The sequence below is a fragment of the Granulicella tundricola MP5ACTX9 genome (assembly GCF_000178975.2).
Lineage (GTDB): Bacteria > Acidobacteriota > Terriglobia > Terriglobales > Acidobacteriaceae > Edaphobacter > Edaphobacter tundricola.
This window is the reverse complement of sequence record NC_015064.1, coordinates 3,936,772-3,952,284: the sequence shown is the minus strand read 5'-3', so window position 1 is coordinate 3,952,284 and position 15,513 is coordinate 3,936,772. Positions and strand designations below refer to the sequence as shown.

At 63.8% G+C, this 15,513-nt stretch carries 14 protein-coding genes; 10 read left to right on the top strand and 4 right to left on the bottom strand.

The features are described from left to right. Positions 1 to 15: 15 nt before the first annotated feature. A complete protein-coding gene (locus ACIX9_RS17215; protein WP_013581769.1) occupies positions 16 to 1,386 on the top strand; it encodes a CCA tRNA nucleotidyltransferase in 1,371 nt (456 codons plus the stop codon). Between the two features lie 174 nt (positions 1,387 to 1,560). Here ACIX9_RS17215 and ACIX9_RS25985 read toward each other — a convergent pair whose 3' ends face one another. After that, complete coding sequence (locus tag ACIX9_RS25985; protein WP_013581768.1) at positions 1,561 to 1,782, bottom strand: hypothetical protein; 222 nt, start codon at positions 1,780 to 1,782, stop codon at positions 1,561 to 1,563. 82 nt (positions 1,783 to 1,864) lie between these two features. On the opposite strand from ACIX9_RS25985, the gene tsaD reads away from it, so the two are divergent. From tsaD to ACIX9_RS17200, 3 genes are all read left to right on the top strand, one after another. Continuing rightward, the gene (gene tsaD / locus ACIX9_RS17210; RefSeq protein WP_013581767.1) at positions 1,865 to 2,977 is read left to right on the top strand and encodes a tRNA (adenosine(37)-N6)-threonylcarbamoyltransferase complex transferase subunit TsaD; all 1,113 of its coding nucleotides are present in this window, start codon (positions 1,865 to 1,867) and stop codon (positions 2,975 to 2,977) included. A gap of 95 nt (positions 2,978 to 3,072) precedes the next feature. After that, positions 3,073 to 4,551 (top strand): cysteine--tRNA ligase, encoded by a 1,479-nt coding sequence (gene cysS / locus ACIX9_RS17205; RefSeq protein ID WP_013581766.1) that lies wholly within the window; start codon positions 3,073 to 3,075, stop codon positions 4,549 to 4,551. Then, the gene (locus tag ACIX9_RS17200) at positions 4,536 to 5,057 is read left to right on the top strand and encodes a 2'-5' RNA ligase family protein (RefSeq protein ID WP_013581765.1); all 522 of its coding nucleotides are present in this window, start codon (positions 4,536 to 4,538) and stop codon (positions 5,055 to 5,057) included. The genes cysS and ACIX9_RS17200 overlap by 16 nt, the downstream gene beginning before the upstream one ends. Here ACIX9_RS17200 and hemG read toward each other — a convergent pair. The 3 genes from hemG to ACIX9_RS26520 all read right to left on the bottom strand — a co-directional run bounded on the left by hemG (position 5,047) and on the right by ACIX9_RS26520 (position 7,908). Next, positions 5,047 to 6,354: a protoporphyrinogen oxidase gene (hemG, locus tag ACIX9_RS17195; protein ID WP_013581764.1), complete on the bottom strand. Its 1,308-nt coding sequence runs from the start codon at positions 6,352 to 6,354 to the stop codon at positions 5,047 to 5,049. The two genes, ACIX9_RS17200 and hemG, sit on opposite strands and share 11 nt — an antisense overlap. Next, positions 6,351 to 7,406, bottom strand: coding sequence for a ferrochelatase (locus ACIX9_RS17190; protein ID WP_013581763.1), 1,056 nt, complete (start codon positions 7,404 to 7,406; stop codon positions 6,351 to 6,353). The genes hemG and ACIX9_RS17190 overlap by 4 nt, the downstream gene beginning before the upstream one ends. 295 nt (positions 7,407 to 7,701) lie before the next feature. Further along, positions 7,702 to 7,908, bottom strand: a complete 207-nt coding sequence (locus ACIX9_RS26520) for a hypothetical protein (protein ID WP_232298743.1) — start codon at positions 7,906 to 7,908, stop codon at positions 7,702 to 7,704. 75 nt (positions 7,909 to 7,983) lie between these two features. Here ACIX9_RS26520 and ACIX9_RS17180 point away from each other — a divergent pair, with 75 nt between their 5' ends. From ACIX9_RS17180 to ACIX9_RS17155, 6 genes are all read left to right on the top strand, one after another. After that, a complete protein-coding gene (locus tag ACIX9_RS17180; protein WP_041597189.1) occupies positions 7,984 to 9,402 on the top strand; it encodes a phytoene desaturase family protein in 1,419 nt (472 codons plus the stop codon). A gap of 77 nt (positions 9,403 to 9,479) precedes the next feature. After that, complete coding sequence (locus ACIX9_RS17175; protein ID WP_013581761.1) at positions 9,480 to 10,310, top strand: hypothetical protein; 831 nt, start codon at positions 9,480 to 9,482, stop codon at positions 10,308 to 10,310. A gap of 47 nt (positions 10,311 to 10,357) precedes the next feature. After that, the gene (locus ACIX9_RS17170) at positions 10,358 to 11,533 is read left to right on the top strand and encodes an acyltransferase family protein (protein WP_013581760.1); all 1,176 of its coding nucleotides are present in this window, start codon (positions 10,358 to 10,360) and stop codon (positions 11,531 to 11,533) included. A 68-nt stretch (positions 11,534 to 11,601) separates the two neighbouring features. Next, complete coding sequence (parS, locus tag ACIX9_RS17165) at positions 11,602 to 12,054, top strand: type II RES/Xre toxin-antitoxin system antitoxin (RefSeq protein WP_041597188.1); 453 nt, start codon at positions 11,602 to 11,604, stop codon at positions 12,052 to 12,054. 2 nt (positions 12,055 to 12,056) lie between these two features. After that, on the top strand, positions 12,057 to 12,503 hold the full coding sequence (locus ACIX9_RS17160; protein WP_013581758.1) for an RES family NAD+ phosphorylase: 447 nt from the start codon (positions 12,057 to 12,059) through the stop codon (positions 12,501 to 12,503). 48 nt (positions 12,504 to 12,551) lie between these two features. Next, a complete protein-coding gene (locus tag ACIX9_RS17155; protein WP_013581757.1) occupies positions 12,552 to 15,437 on the top strand; it encodes a ribonuclease R family protein in 2,886 nt (961 codons plus the stop codon). The last annotated feature ends 76 nt before the right edge of the window (positions 15,438 to 15,513 follow it).

Genomic DNA, 15,513 nt, shown 5'->3' with positions numbered 1-15,513 from the left:
AATAACTACTCCTTTATGCCTCGCACTGAAACCGCAGCCCGAAAGATCGTCCAGACCCTCCGCTCCGCAGGCCATCAAGCCTTCTTCGCCGGCGGCTGCGTCCGCGACCTCCTCCTCGGCAAGACGCCCAAGGACTTCGACGTAGCCACCAGCGCCACGCCGGATCAGATCACCGCGCTCTTCCCCCGCACCCTCCAGGTCGGAGCCCACTTCGGCGTCATCCTCGTCCAAATGGACGTTGAAGGCGAGCCCACCTCCACTGAAGTCGCCACCTTCCGCCACGACGGAGCCTACTCCGACGGCCGCCGCCCAGACGCCGTCCGCTTCTCCACCGATCCCCGCGAAGACGTCCTCCGGCGCGACTTCACCATCAACGGAATGTTGCTGGACCCGTTCGCTGAAGGTTCAGACAACGCCATCCTGGACTTCGTCGGTGGTCGCAACGACCTGGCCGTGAAGATCATCCGCACCATCGGCTCCCCGGACACCCGCTTTGAGGAAGACAAGCTCCGCATGCTCCGGGCCGTTCGCTTCGCCGCCCGCCTCAGCTTCGCCATAGACCCCAACACCGCAGCCGCCATCACCCGCCACGCAGCCGAAATCTTCCAGGTCTCGAACGAGCGCATCCGCGACGAACTCACCCTCATGCTCACCGAAGGCAACGCCCACCGAGCCTTCGAACTCCTCTACCAGACCGGCCTCCTCCACCACATCCTCCCGGAGGCCGAACGCATGATCGGCGTCCAGCAACCCCCGCAGTACCACCCGGAGGGCGACGTCTGGGTCCACACCCTGCTCCTGCTCGACCACCTGTTCGCCGGAGCCTCGCCTACCCTAGCCTGGGGCATGCTCCTCCACGACATCGGCAAACCCGCCACCTTCCAGCCCCCCAACCCCGCCAAGCCCGGCGACCGCATCCGTTTCAACGGCCACGTAGAAACCGGCGTCCGCATCGCAGAGTCCATCCTCGCGCGCCTCCGCTTCTCCAACGACGACACCGCCCAGATCCTCGCCCTCATCCAGAACCACATGCGCTTCGGCGACATCCTCCACATGAAGCAAAGCACCCTCAAACGCTTCCTCCGCCTCCCCCACTTCGAGGAGCACCTCGCTCTCCACCGAGCCGACTGCCTCAGCTCCCACGCCCGCCTGGAGCTCTACGACTTCGCCAAAACCCAGTACGAGTCCCACGATCCCGAGCAGATCCGCCCCACGCTCCTCCTCACCGGCCGTGATCTCATCGCCGCCGGCTACCGCCCCAGCCCGCAGTTCAAGTCCATGCTGGAACGCGCGGAAGACGCCCAACTGGAGGGCATTCTGCACTCGCTTGAAGACGCTATCCACCTCATTATAAAAGAGTTCGGCGCACCCCCGCCAAGCCGGTAACCCAATTCGTCCGGCAGGTATGCACAACTCTTGGTGCAATCACATGTTTTTCCGCACTTAAACGACGAAACCCCCGTATTGACAGGGGTCTCACCACAAACTCGACCTGCAATTTGTGGTGCATTTGTGGTGATTTGTGGTCACTTACCGCGCATAACCAGCACAACGCGAACTTTACCCGCGATGGCCCGTAAATAACGCGTGCCCGACCCAGACCAGCGGAGCGGCCAGCGCGGTCATCAAAATATAGAACGCCGAAGCCGTCTTTTGCTTCGGTGCGGGCGCCGTCCACGTCACCAGCACCGGACCTTTAGCCGCAACCTCGGAAGTAACACATTCCAAACGCCGCTTAGGCACAAGAAACAATCCGTGTGAGGAAACAGCTCGTTGCGACATGACCCAACTCCTTGTCCCCAAGGCTACCCGCGCCCCGAACCCCCGCAAATCCCCCAAACGGGTCAGCAACTAGAATGGTTCCATGCCCTCCGGCCTCATCTTAGGAATCGAAAGCAGTTGCGACGAAACCGCCGCCTCCGTCGTCAAAAACGGCACGCAAGTCCTTTCGAATGTTGTAGCTTCGCAAATAGCCCTGCACGCAGCCTACGGCGGAGTCGTCCCCGAACTAGCCTCTCGCGAGCACCTCCGCAACATCGTCCCCGTAGTCCGCTCCGCCATTGCGGAAGCAGGCATTGTTTTCAGTGATTTAGACGCCATCGCCGTCACCGAAGGCCCCGGCCTCCCAGGCGCCCTCCTCGTAGGCATCCTCTATGCCAAATCCCTCTCCTTCGGCCTCGATAAACCCCTCATAGCAATCAATCACTTAGAGGGGCACATCCACGCCGTCCTCATGCAATCCGCCCCCAGAACCGACGGCCCCCTCCTGGCCCTCGTCGTCTCCGGCGGCCACACCCACCTTTACCTGGCTACCCTAACCCCCTCCAACACATGGACTTACCGCAACGTAGGCAAAACCGTAGACGACGCCGCCGGCGAGGCCTATGACAAAGTAGCCAAACTCCTCGGCCTGGGCTACCCCGGCGGCCCCTGGATCGACGCCCTCGCCCCCTTCGGTAATCCTGCAGCCATCTCCTTCCGCTTCGGCCCAATCGATACAAAAGAAAAGGACTTACGCTTCAACTTCTCCTTCAGCGGCATCAAGACCGCCGTCCTCCGTTACATCCAGGCTCACGCGATGCAGCCGGAAATCGAAGCCCGCCGCTCAGCCTTGGCCCTCACCCCGGATCTCCCGCCCAAAGACGCCGCAGCCCTTTGCAATCAACAAACCCTGGACCTGATCGCCTCCTTCCAGGCCTCAGTCGTAGGCGTTCTCATCCGCCAGACCCTCGCTGCGGCGGAGGCCTTCGGCGCAAAATCCATTGTCGTCTCCGGCGGTGTCGCCGCCAATCGCGAACTCCGCGAGCGCTTCCACAAAGAATCGGAGTCCCGCGGCCTCTCCGTGGCATTCCCGTCGCTCGCCCTCTCCACGGACAACGCCGCGATGATCGCCGCTGCCGCTTGGCCCAGGCTGTTGGCCAACGAAGTCGCGCCAGAGTCCATGAGCGCGATGCCGCAACTCCGCCTGGGCGCTTGATCCGCAGCCAATCGGCTAGAATCGACCTCAGCGGAAATCCTAAGGAAAAGACTGCACCACGCCTGCTTTCGGCGGCTGCGGCGGGCTGAAAAGACGTGGCTTTGGAACTCTTCAACACACTTGGCGGGCGAGTGGAATCGCTCACCCCGGCAGACGGCGCTGTTCTCCGAATGTATGCCTGCGGTCCCACGGTCTACGACTACGGCCACATCGGCAACTTCCGCACCTTCATCCATGTCGACGTGCTCCGCCGCTATCTGAAGCAGACCGGCATTGAAGTGAAACACGTCATGAACATCACGGACGTGGATGACAAGATCATCCGCAACGCCGCGCTCCTGAAGATGCCCATCGAGGACTACACCCGCAAGTATGAGGATGCGTTCTTTGAGGACATGGCCGCCCTTGGCGTCGAACGCCCCGAAGTCCTGCCCCGCGCCACCGAGAACATCGAAGAGATGGTCGCGCTCATCGAGCGGCTTGCCGAGAAAGACATCGCCTATCAGGCCGAGGACGGAAGCTGGTACTTCCGCATCGCTCGCTTCGCCGACTACGGCAAGCTCTCCAAGAAAGACTTTGAAGGCATTGAAGACGGCGCACGAGTCGACGTCGATGAGTATGAGAAGGATGCCGCCCGCGACTTCGCCCTCTGGAAGGCTGTGAAGCCGGGTGAGCACGCCTGGGAGACACGCCTCGGCCCCGGCAGGCCTGGCTGGCATATCGAATGCTCCGCCATGGCAACCAAGTTTCTCGGAGACGGCTTCGATCTCCATGCAGGCGGCGAAGACCTCACCTTCCCCCACCATGAGAACGAGATCGCACAGTCCGAATCAGCCAGCGGCACGGCCTTCGCTCGCCACTGGATGCACGTCCGATTCCTGCTCGTGGAAGGCCGCAAGATGTCGAAGTCCGAGGGCAACTTTTACACCCTCCGCGACCTCCTGCTCAAGGGCCATCGCGCCTCCGCCATTCGCTTCCTTCTGATGAGCGTACCTTACCGGCATCAACTCAACTTCACCTTCGACGGGCTGATCGAGTCCACGAACGCTGTCGAGCGCCTTCGCACCTTCGCCGATCGCATGCGCAAGGGCAGCTTCCCGGAAGGCCTGAACGAAGACCTTGCAGCAGCCACCGCCAAGGCCCTCGCAGGCTATGACGCGGCTCTCAGCAACGATCTCAACACGGCAGAAGCGCGCGCGGCCATCTTCGACCTGGTCCGTGCCGGCAACTCCGCGGCCGATGCCGGCACCGTCAAGTCCGGCAACGCCGCAGAGATTTTGAAGGTGCTGGAGCGCTTCGACGGTGTCTTTGCGGTCCTCGTCGACCGTGACGCGGAGATCACACGCGCCGCGCTGGACTGGGCAGAGAAGGACGGCCGCATGGATGAGGCCGCGCCTGAACTGGTCGCAACCCTGTCATTCAGCGATGCGGACATCGACGCGCTGGTCGCAGAGCGCACCCATGCGAAGAAGACTCGCAACTTCGCGCGCGCAGACGCCGTACGCAATGAGCTGCTCGCCAAAGGCATCCTGCTTGAGGACACCAAGGATGGAGTGCGTTGGAAGCGCAAGTAGCCGCGCACTCCAACGCTTCCTACATCCTCACGCTTGCGCTCGATCCAGCGTCACAGGATCTCTTCGACCGTCTCCGCAAGGCGCACTACCCACCGAAGCTCAACCAGATCGCGGCTCATCTCACGCTGTTCCACAAGCTCCCGCAGACTGAAGCGGTCCAGGCCTACGTGGCGAGCGCGGCTGTCCAAGAGAGCTTCACCATGCGAGTCACCGGTCTTCGTTCGCTTGGCCGAGGCGTCGCGTACAGCCTTCACTCTGATGAATTACAGGCGATTCATCGCCAGCTTTCCACCGGCTTTGCGGAACACCTGACCGCGCAAGACAAGCAGAAGTTCTGGCCGCACGTCGTCGTGCAGAACAAGGCCTCCGGTGAAGAAGCACGCGAGCTCAAATTAAAGCTCGAACTTGAATTCCGCGAGTTCGACGTGCAGGCGACCGGCTTGCAGCTTTGGCGATACCTCGGCGGCCCATGGGAGCTCGCCGCCACCTATACCTTCAGCTCGTAAGCTGACGCGCCAGTGCGCGGGCATCGCGGATCAGGTCCGGCAAGCCGACGCCTCGATATGCATTCCCGAGCAAGTGGACGTTCGACGGCAGCAGCCCCGCCAACTCAGTCATCCGGTCCAGGTGGCCGACCTCATACTGCGGCAGGCTCAACGGCCAACGCTGCACGGTTGAGAAAGCCGGCACAGGCAGCGGCCCGAGAATCCTGACCAGCTCCGCATGAGCCAGCGCAGCAAGCGCTCCATCATCGAGCGACGTCAGCGCCAGACCATTTGCACCGCCGAAGAAGGCGCGGAGAAGGCGCTTGCCCGGAGGCACTCGCCCGGGAAACTTCTGGTCCACGAACGTCGCGGCCAGCAACTGCGAGGGCTCGGAGTGCGGCACCAGAAAGCCGAAGCCTGCGGGCAGCGCAAACTCCTCGTCAAAGGCCAGCGCCACCAGCACCGCGGACGACGCCTCCGCAGGCAGCAACTCGACCGCGCGCTCCGGAGCCAGCCCGCGCAGCAGCGTTCGAATCACGTGTGCCGGCGTGGCCAGGATGATGTGATCGCTGTCCGGGATCGAGTTGATCGGCGCACTCATCCGGACCGAGCCGGCAGGCAAAGCCGCCGCCATGCGGTCAATCAACGTCCCGAGACCCGAGGCCAGAGTCGTAAAGATACTCGGACTATCGCGCCGGACAAGCGATTGCAGAGCCGTGATCAGCGAGCCGTGCTGCCGCTCCATCTCAACGAAGCGCGGCATCACAGCCCGTACGCTCAGCTTCCAGACGTCTCCGCCGAAGACCCCGGCCAGCAGCGGCGCGGCCACCGCATTCAGGACCTCGTGGCCGTAGTGGCGCAGCACGAAGGCTGCGATGGACTCGTCCTGGTCCGGTGCGGCAGCGCGTAGCTCTTCTGCGCGGGCTGGCTCGGCGGCGTAGGCTGCGCGAGCTTCATCGCTGAAGAGCGGTGAGCCTTCCAGTGCAAGCAGGTCCGTGGGGACCATCATGCGCATGCCGTCGGGCATCGCCATCAGTTTGTTATCGCGGACGATCCAGGTGACCCGGCCGGCGTCGTTCGATGGCGTGAGCTCATCTCCCAGGCCAAGATCGCGCGCGAGCTCCGCGGCCCACGGTTTTTCCGTGACCCACCCATCCGGCCCCTGCTCGATCGTGAACCCGTCGCGGTGGAGGGTGCGGACGGTTCCGCCCAGGCGAGGGGTGGCCTCGTACAGCGTAAACGGCTGGCCGAGCTGGTGGAGCTGCCACGCGCAGGTCAGCCCAGCGATACCGCCGCCGATGATGGCGATCCGCTTCATGCGCCCGCGAGCTCTTCCACGTCAGCCTTGTACGTGCCTTCGGCGATCGTCTTCAAGGCGCGGATCAGTGGCTCTGAGGCGTTGAGACTTTCGGCGCGGGAGACCTTCAGCCCCAGTTCCCGGCCCGTCTCCGCGAACGCGATGTCGATGTCGTACAAGATCTCGACGTGATCGCAGAGAAAGCCGATGGGCTGCATGACGACTGCCGTATGACCCTCCGCCACCAGCGCCTTGAAGGTGTCTTCGACGGTCGGGCCGATCCACGGCCCCCCGGCCACACCCTGGCTCTGGAAGGCGAAGTACCAGTCCCGGTCCGTCATGCCGACGGGGGCCAACGCCTGCGCGACCAAGGCGGCGGTGCGCTTGGCCTCGACCGGGTAGGGGTCGGGCTCGGTGCGTGCGCCGTAGTTCTGGATGCCCTCAGCCGGAACGGGGCGGCCCGGCTCCGCGCTGGGGCTGGTGGCGCTCTGGACCGTGCCCATCATGATGGTGCGGCAGGGAACGGAGTGGGCGGTGAAGAGGACGGGGACACGTCTGCCTGTGGTGGCGCAGGCTTCGGCCCATGCGGGCCAGAGGCGCTCAGCGAAGGCTGCTGCGAGGAGCGGATGCTCGGCCCAACCGGCGACGAAGTCCATCTGCATTGCCGGTTCTTCCGCCGCGGCCTTCGCGGTAACGGAGCGGTAGAGCCCGACCGAAGTGCGGCTGTTCTGCGGCGCCAGGCAGATGGCCTTGAAGTGGCGGACGCCATCGGCACGCATCTGCGTCACGACGTCCGCGATGTACGGGTGCCAGTTGCGCATGCCGACGTAGACCGGAATTTCAAGCTCGTCCGCGAGCATGCGGCTCTGCTGGAGGGTCAGCCGGGTGAGCGGCGGCCCGTCCGGTAGCGGCGTCTCCTGCAGGCCGATCTCCGCGTAACGGTGTTGCAGCTCTTCTACGACGGCGGCCGGAAGCGGGCGGCCATTGGTGACCTTGGACAGATACTCGGCCATCTCGGAGAGCACGTCCGGGGTTCCATGGGCGAGAAGGAGGATGGCGTCAGGCTGAGACATTCAGGTTCCTGCGAGATGGGTCTCCCCACTCCCGTATGTTTTTATCTAAAGTCTTGATTCGATTATGTTTAGATCGTGGACGTTCGCAAAGTATTTGAAGCAAACGACTTATACGCAAAGTATTCATTCAAAACGAGTTAGAAGTATACCCCGGCGATGCTTTGCTTTTAATCCCTACTTCCATTGTAGGCTTTTGCGTGGAGTGAATATGCCAACTATTTTCAACTTTTATCTCTTTTCGATTGAAGGAGATAAGCGAATTTTTGATGAGTTGGGGGCTTGACAAGATTTCGAGCTAATCCGAGTTCCGGACCTCCAGCGTGTCCACGGTGAGGTGGTCGATGTGCAGATGGTCGATGCGCGCTTCCATCAGGCGCAGACGGCGGATGGCGAGCGTGCCGATGGCCAACGCACCGATAGCCGTGGCACCGATGGCCAGAGCACCGGTGGCGAGGGCACCGAAAGCAAGGCTGGGTTTGCGGGGGAGCAGACGCATGCCCATGAGATGCGGCTGACGGCCCCAGCGCCTCTTCGCTCCACGACAACTCTCAACCTTCTACAATCTCTCCAGCCCAGTATGCCCACCGCCTCCATCATCGGCTCCGGACCCAACGGCCTCTCTGCCGCCATCACTCTGGCACAGGCGGGGCTTGAAACCACGGTCTACGAGCGCAACGCGCAGGCCGGCGGCGGCTGCTCCACCGGCGAGATCACCCTGCCCGGCTTCCGCCACGATCTCGGCTCCTCGGCTTATCCACTCGGCATCGCCAGCCCCTTCTTCAACTCGCTGCCCTTTGAGGTCCCCATTCCGTGGGTCCAACCACCCGCCGCCTGCGCCCACCCGCTGGACGACGGCACCGCCGTCCTGCTCGAGCGTTCACTCGCCGACACCATCGAGAACCTGGACGCCGCCGACGCCCGCAAGTATCGCTCGCTGATCGAGCCCATCGCCGACGCCTTTCCGCGCCTGATTGTAGACCTCCTCGGCCCCATCCAGCACATCCCGAAGCACCCGCTTCTCCTCGCACGTTTCGGACTCAGCGCCCCCCTGCCCGCCGCCTCGCTGGCCCGTTCCCGCTTCAAGGGTCCCCGCGCCCGAGCACTCTTCGCCGGCATGGCCGCGCACTCCGTCCAGCCACTCGAGATGCCCGGCACCGCCGCCGTGGCGCTGGTCCTGATGGCAGCGGGTCACGCCGTGGGCTGGCCCATCCTGGCCGGAGGAGCCCAGACCCTGACCGACGCGCTGATCGCGCACCTGCAATCGCTCAGCGGCCGCGTGGAACTCAACCACGAGATCAACACCCTCACCCAGCTTCCCGACACCCTGACCCTGGCCGACATCACCCCCCGCCAGCTCCTCCAGATCGCCGGCCCGACGCTGCCCCACGCCTACCGGACCCAACTCGAGTCCTTCCGGTACGGCGCAGGCGCGTTCAAGGTCGACTACGCCCTCAGCGCGCCCATCCCTTGGACCGCGAAGGAATGTCTCCGCTCCGCCACCGTCCATCTGGGCGGCACGCTGGAAGAGATCGCCGCCTCCGAACGCGGTTTCAATGCTGACAAGCCCTTTGTTCTCTTGGTCCAGCCATCCCTCTTCGATCCCACCCGCGCACCGGAGGGCAAGCACACCGCCTGGGCGTATTGCCACGTCCCTAACGGCAGTACAGCCGACCATCTGGCCGCGCTTGAAGCCCAGATCACCCGCTTCGCCCCGGAGTTCCAGGATGTCGTCCTAGCCCGCACCGTCTCACCACCTGCGGCGCTCGAGCGCTGGAACCCCAACCTGATCGGCGGCGATCTCTCCGGCGGCGCCATGACCCCGTCACAACTTCTCTTCCGCCCCACCCCGAGTCTCTACGGCACGCCGCTGCCGAACCTCTTCCTCTGCGGCGCCTCCACGCCTCCCGGCGGCGGCGTCCACGGCATGGCCGGCTTCCACGCCGCGCGCGCTGCCCTGAGGTCTCAAACTGCTAACCACCCCCGCTCTCGGTCCTGACACCCGGACCCGATAGAATTGCGTCTAAACCAGTCGTAGTTGACTCCCTTGCAGCCAAGGGGACCCAGAGGAACTTGATGCCAGACGCAATCCGCACACTGCGCCGCACCGCAGCCCTTCTGCCCCTGCTCCTGAGCCTCCTCACCGCCGGCGCGCAGGCGCAGGATCTCAAAGACCCCAAGGGTCTTGTCTCCGCCGCCGTCCAGTCTGAGCTCAACGCCAACCGCACCGACCACACCGCCTTCATCTACCGCGATCACGACACCACGCCCGATCACGACACCCTGAACCTCGTCGTCGAGACCCCCGAAGGCCTGCTGCAGCGCCGCCTGGAAAACAACGGCCACCCCCTGAACCCGGATGAACGCCGCGCGGACGACGCCAACATCAACGCTCTGCTGGCCAACGTGGACCTCCAACGCAAGCGAAAAAAAGACTCCGTCCACGATGACCAGCAGGCCGAAGACTTCCTCAAGCTCCTGCCGGTCGCATTTATCTGGACGCTGGATCATGAGCAGGGCGAACTGGTCTACCTCAACTTCAAGCCCGACCCCAACTACAACCCTTCCACACTTGAGCAGCGTGTGCTCTCCGCACTCGCCGGGCAGATCGTGATCTCGCTGCCGCAGAAGCGCATCCGCACCATCAAGGGCGCGCTGGTGGACGACGTCAAGTTCGGCTATGGCCTCTTTGGCCGCCTGCACAAGGGCGGCAGCTTCCAGGTGGAGCGGCGTGAGGTCGCACCGCGCCACTGGCAGGTGACCGAATCGCGCGTCCACCTCAGCGGCCACGCGCTCTTCTTCAAGAACATCGGAGACCAGGAAGACGAGATCAAGACCGACTTCCGCATCAGCCCGGCCGAGACCCTGAAGCAGGCCGACGAGATCCTGAAACAGAGCGCAAAGTAACCCGCTCCGTTATTCCTCTGCCTCCATCGCCCCGGTAGCATCGGGGCATGGCTGAAACCACCCGCGCTGAAACCACCCGAGCCGCCACACCTCGCTTTGACACGATCGACCTGCTTCGCGGTCTTTCCATCCTCGCCGTCGTCCTACTCCACACCTGGCTGCGCTTCTGGCTCAATGACATCAAGGTCCAGCCGCCCGTCCCACCCTGGCTCGCCCACCTGCTCTTCCATAACGGCGACTATGGCGTCACCGTCTTCTTCTGCATCTCCGGCTTCCTCATCACGTTCACGTCGCTGAAGCGCTTCGGCTCGCTCGCGCAGATGAAAGCCGCCATCTTTTACCGCATCCGCTTCGCCCGCATTGCGCCCTTGCTGATGCTGCTCCTTGCCATTCTCAGCGTCTTCGCCGTCCTGCACGTCCCTGGGTTTGAGATCAATCACAAGAAGGCCTCACTCCTCGGAGCAGTCTTCTCCGCGCTGACCTTCCACCTCAACTGGTACGAGGCCGTCCACGGCTATCTGCCCGCCTGCTGGGACGTCCTCTGGTCGCTCTCCGTGGAGGAGATGTTCTATCTCTTCTTTCCGCTGGCCTGCCTGCTGCTGCTCCGCTGGAAGCACGGCATGTGCGTCTTTATCGCGATGCTGACCTGTTTCGTCGTGATCGGCCCGTTCGCCCGCGCAATCTGGAGCGCCTACAACCCCATCTGGCAGGAGAAGACCTATCTCGGCGGCACAGACGCGATAGCCCTCGGCTGCCTGACTGCTCTGCTCACAAACCACCTGCTGGGCCGCCGCAAGGTGGGAGACAAAACGCTTCTGGCGATCCAGACCTTCGGCGCACTCCTCATCCTTTTCATCGCTCTTGCGCCGCGCTGGCATTGGCTCCACCCCGCCATGCGTTTTCTCGGCCGCAGTGCGCTGGATAACGACGTCCTCATGCTCGGCACCTGCCTGGTTATGCTGTGCAGCGTCCTGCTGGGCACCGGCGGCAGCCTCTTCACCGCACCCATCCGTTGGTTCGGCCGCCACAGCTATGAGGTTTACCTCACGCACGAGTTCCTCGTCATCGGGGGCGTCAGTCTTTACCTCCACTACAAAAAGGGCCCCATCACCCTCTGGTACCTCGGCATCCTGCTCCTGACCGTCCCGTTAGGCTGGCTGGTTTCACACTTCTTCTTCGAACCCCTGAACAGAAAACTCCGCGGAGCCCGCCCACCGGCCTAGCCATTTCATTTTCGTTGCAGCTAGAGCAGATTGCCCGTAAAGTAATGGCAGGTTGCTCGCAGAGGTCCATGATGACCGTCCAAGCCATTCCGCAGCGCCAGCCCGCCGTCTTCTATCGCCGCCTGGAGTCCAAGCTGGGCGTCAGTCCGCTGGACTCAGATCGGGATATTGCCCGCTTCGTCGAGGCCCGCCTGCCCCTGACCTCGGTCGACGCACTCTCCAGCCATGGCATCACCACGGAGGAGATTTACGACTACATCCTCCCACGCCGAACCCTCGTGCATCGCCGCACCCGCCATGAGGCCCTCACGCATGAGGAATCGGACCGGGCCGTCCGTCTGGCACGCATCGCTTCCCTGGCTGAGGAGGTCTTCGGAGAAGATGCAAAGGCCGCACGCTGGCTTCGTAAGCCCAAAACCCGCTTTGAAGGAAGAACACCCCTGGAGCTCCTGCGTACCGAGGCCGGCGCACGCCTGATCGAAGAGATGCTGCTCCAACTCGATTTTGGCTTCGCCGCCTAGCCATGCTTTTCTGGCGCATCAGCAACTACGCCACGCTCGATGGTGCCGGCGGCCTCTATGTCTCCGGCCGGTGGCACACGCGCGGACGTCCGGTCGTCTACTGCACATGGCACCCGTCCACCGCGCTGCTTGAAACGCTTGTCCACCTGGAGATCGACGCGGAAGATCGTCCGGCCAACTTTCAACTCCTCCGCATCGAATCCCCTAAAGGCCTCTCGCTTGAACGTCTCGAAGAGTCAGGGCTCCCAGCCAACTGGCGTGCAGATCCCACCGCGACCCAGCGGCAGGGCGACGCATGGCTGGCCTCTCGACGCACTCTACTGCTCGAAGTTCCCAGCGCCCTCCTGCCTGAAACCTGGAACCTGATCGTCAACCCGCTACACCCACAAGCGCCGGAGCTTCGGATTACCAAGATTTACAACCGGCCTTTCGATCCGCGGCTCATCTAAAAACCGCCAACCCAGCCCAGAGCCATCAGCCTACAATCGACCCTGACGATGCCGAACTCCCCGTACCCCCAATCCGACCGCGATCTTATCCGCTTCATCGAGCGCAGCCCCTCCCACCGCGCCGGCTACAAGCAGCTCATCCGCGAGCTCGGCCTCGGCGGCGGACGCGAGCGCCGGCTGCTGCTGGAGCAGCTCGCCCGCATCACCCTTCGCGGAGACCTCGTCAAGATCGACGACGGCCAGTGGGCCCTCCCCCGCGCCACGCCAGACAAAACAGAACGTCCGGGTGCCCCACGTCCCGATTCTGGGACGTGGGATAGGGGTACTCGTCCACACGGCCGCATCACCCGGGAAAACCTCGTAGCCGGCAAGCTGGACCTCCACCGCGACGGCTTCGGCTTCGTCCGCCCCAACGGCTCCTCCAAGCGCGAGGACGACCTCTTCATCCCGCCGCACGAGCTCAACGGAGCCATGCAAGGCGACGAAGTCCTCGTCGACGAAGCCCCCCCGGCCGTCGATGGTCGCCGCTCCGGCCGTATCGCCCGCATCCTCACCCGCCGCAACACCACCGTCGTCGGCATCTTCCACTATGCGCGCGGCCGCGGCAGCCGAGGCACCACCCCAGACTCCTACAACACCGCCAACTTCCACTACATCGTCCCGCTCGACGAGCGCATGACCCAGCCCATCCTCATCGAGTCCGCCCCAGACGGCCAACCCACCCTCCCCGCCACGCCCGCAGAGTCCCAGCACCGAGTCCTGGGCGAAGAGGCCAGGCGCGAACTCAGCTTCGACCCCTCGCTCCCCCACTTCCTCGAAGGCCTGGCCGTAGACGTCGAAGTCACCTCCTTCCCCACTGAATCCCGCCCCGCCCAGGGCCGCATCCTGGAGATCCTCGGCCACCCCGATGCCTTCGGCGTAGACGTCGAGATCGTCATCCGCAAGCACCATCTGCCCTACGCCTTCCCCGCCAACGTCCTCGCAGAGGCTGCCGCCAGCGCTGACCAAACCGTAGACACCCTCACCCCGGAAGACCTCTCCCTCCGCCACGACTTCCGCGGCCTGCCCATCGTCACCATCGACGGCGAAACCGCCCGCGACTTCGACGATGCCATCCTCGTCCAGCCCCTCCCCAACGGCAACTGGCAGCTCCAGGTCCACATCGCCGACGTCAGCCACTACGTCCGCCCCGGAACAGATTTGGATTTGGAGGCCCGGCTAAGAGGCACCAGCGTCTACTTCCCCGACCGCTCCGTCCCCATGCTCCCCCCGTCCCTCTCGTCGAACATGTGCTCCCTCCGCCCCGACGAGGACCGCCTCGTCCTCTCCTGCATCGCCGAGATCGATAACCACGGCGAGGTCGTCGATTACCAGCTCTGCGAAGGCATCATCCGCAGCGCCCGCCGCATGACCTACACCCAGGTCCAATCCATCCTCGACACCTCCTCCACCACACCCCCGCCGGGTGCCCCACGTCCCGACTCTGGGACGTGGGTTTCCGCGTACCTCTCCACAGACCTCTCCCCCGCCGAATCCGAAAAACACACCCGCGACCTGGAAACCCGCCTCCAATTCCTCGACCTCGCCCCCGCCTTCGAGCAGATGTACGACCTCGCCCTGAAGCTCAACCGCAAGCGCCACCGCCGCGGCTCCATCGACTTCGACCTCCCCGAGCCCGTCATCCGCTTCGACCCCCAGGGCAACATGGCCGCCATCACCCGGTCGGAACGCGGTTGGGCGAATCGCCTCATCGAAGAGTTCATGCTCACCGCCAACGAGTGCGTCGCGCATTGGCTCGAAGCCCTCGGCCCCAGCATCTACCGCATCCACGAGCTCCCCGACGCCAAGCGCATCCTCGACTTCGAAGAGGTTGCCGCAACCTACGGCCAGACCCTCGGCTTCTCGTCCTTACCCGTCAAAAAACTCACAATGAAGTCCGACCGCCGCTCCAACCGTGCCGCATCCGAACGCCACGGAGGCCGCACCCGCCAGGCCCAATCCCACGAGATCCCGGAATCCATCCCAGTCACCCCACTGATGTACCAGAAGCTGACCGCAAAGATCGCCGGCACCCCGGAAGAGCGCATCCTGTCGTACCTGATGCTCCGCTCCCTCAAGCAGGCCCGCTACAGCGAAAAGAACGAAGGCCACTTCGCCCTCGCCAGCCCCAGCTACACCCACTTCACCAGCCCCATCCGCCGCTACCCTGACCTCATCGTCCACCGCCTCATCCGCGCCGCCCTCCACGCCAACGCCAACCCCAACGGCCAACCCATCTTCTCCACCGACCCCCAACCCTGGTCCTCAAAGCGGAGCAGCACAAAACCGGGTGCCCCACGTCTCGCTTCTGAGACGTGGGTTTCCACCACCCTCCCCCCGGAAGAACTCGCCGCCATCTCCCTCGAATCCTCCCAATCAGAACGCCGAGCCGACGACGCAGAGCGCGAGCTCATGGAGTGGAAAAAAATAAAGTTCATGCAGGACCGCGTCGGCGAGGAGTTCCACGCCACCGTCCTCTCCTGCACCAAGTACGGCTTCTACGTTGAGCTCGACGACCTCTTCATCGAAGGCATGGTCCCCATCCAGAGCCTCTCGGAATCCCTCCCCTTCGGCGACCCCGACCGTTTCTTCTTCCGCGACACCGACCGCGTCATCGTCGCCTCCCACTCCGGCCGCGTCTTCAAGCTCGGCCAGCGCGTCCACGTCCTCCTTGACCGCATCGACCGCCCCAACCGCCGCCTCCAGTTCGCCCTGGTCCCTTCCCGCACCCCCCAGGGCGAGTCCCCCCGAAGCCTCCGCAAACCCAAAGCCACACCCGCCCGCAGGGAGACGTTTTCATCTCCAACCCGCACCGGCAAACCCAGCCGCACCAAAACCAAATCCAAAACCCGCCTCCGCGACAAAAAGGCCAAGGGCAAAGGCAAGCGCCACTAACCCTTGGCTTTTCTTGTTGTCATTCCCGAAGGGAACCTGCGTCTGCCGTCGCCGTTGCCTGTTCTCCCTCTTTCCC

Bases quoted from the DNA above. Each gene is read 5' to 3' on its own strand.
- ACIX9_RS17155 (WP_013581757.1), top strand. From the start codon at position 12,552: ATGCCGAACTCCCCGTACCCCCAATCCGACCGCGATCTTATCCGCTTC.
- ACIX9_RS17180 (WP_041597189.1), top strand. From the start codon at position 7,984: ATGCCCACCGCCTCCATCATCGGCTCCGGACCCAACGGCCTCTCTGCC.
- tsaD (WP_013581767.1), top strand. From the start codon at position 1,865: ATGCCCTCCGGCCTCATCTTAGGAATCGAAAGCAGTTGCGACGAAACC.
- ACIX9_RS17160 (WP_013581758.1), top strand. From the start codon at position 12,057: ATGCTTTTCTGGCGCATCAGCAACTACGCCACGCTCGATGGTGCCGGC.
- ACIX9_RS25985 (WP_013581768.1), bottom strand. From the start codon at position 1,782: ATGTCGCAACGAGCTGTTTCCTCACACGGATTGTTTCTTGTGCCTAAG.
- ACIX9_RS26520 (WP_232298743.1), bottom strand. From the start codon at position 7,908: ATGGGCATGCGTCTGCTCCCCCGCAAACCCAGCCTTGCTTTCGGTGCC.
- ACIX9_RS17215 (WP_013581769.1), top strand. From the start codon at position 16: ATGCCTCGCACTGAAACCGCAGCCCGAAAGATCGTCCAGACCCTCCGC.
- ACIX9_RS17190 (WP_013581763.1), bottom strand. From the start codon at position 7,406: ATGTCTCAGCCTGACGCCATCCTCCTTCTCGCCCATGGAACCCCGGAC.
- ACIX9_RS17175 (WP_013581761.1), top strand. From the start codon at position 9,480: ATGCCAGACGCAATCCGCACACTGCGCCGCACCGCAGCCCTTCTGCCC.
- ACIX9_RS17170 (WP_013581760.1), top strand. From the start codon at position 10,358: ATGGCTGAAACCACCCGCGCTGAAACCACCCGAGCCGCCACACCTCGC.
- hemG (WP_013581764.1), bottom strand. From the start codon at position 6,354: ATGAAGCGGATCGCCATCATCGGCGGCGGTATCGCTGGGCTGACCTGC.
- parS (WP_041597188.1), top strand. From the start codon at position 11,602: ATGATGACCGTCCAAGCCATTCCGCAGCGCCAGCCCGCCGTCTTCTAT.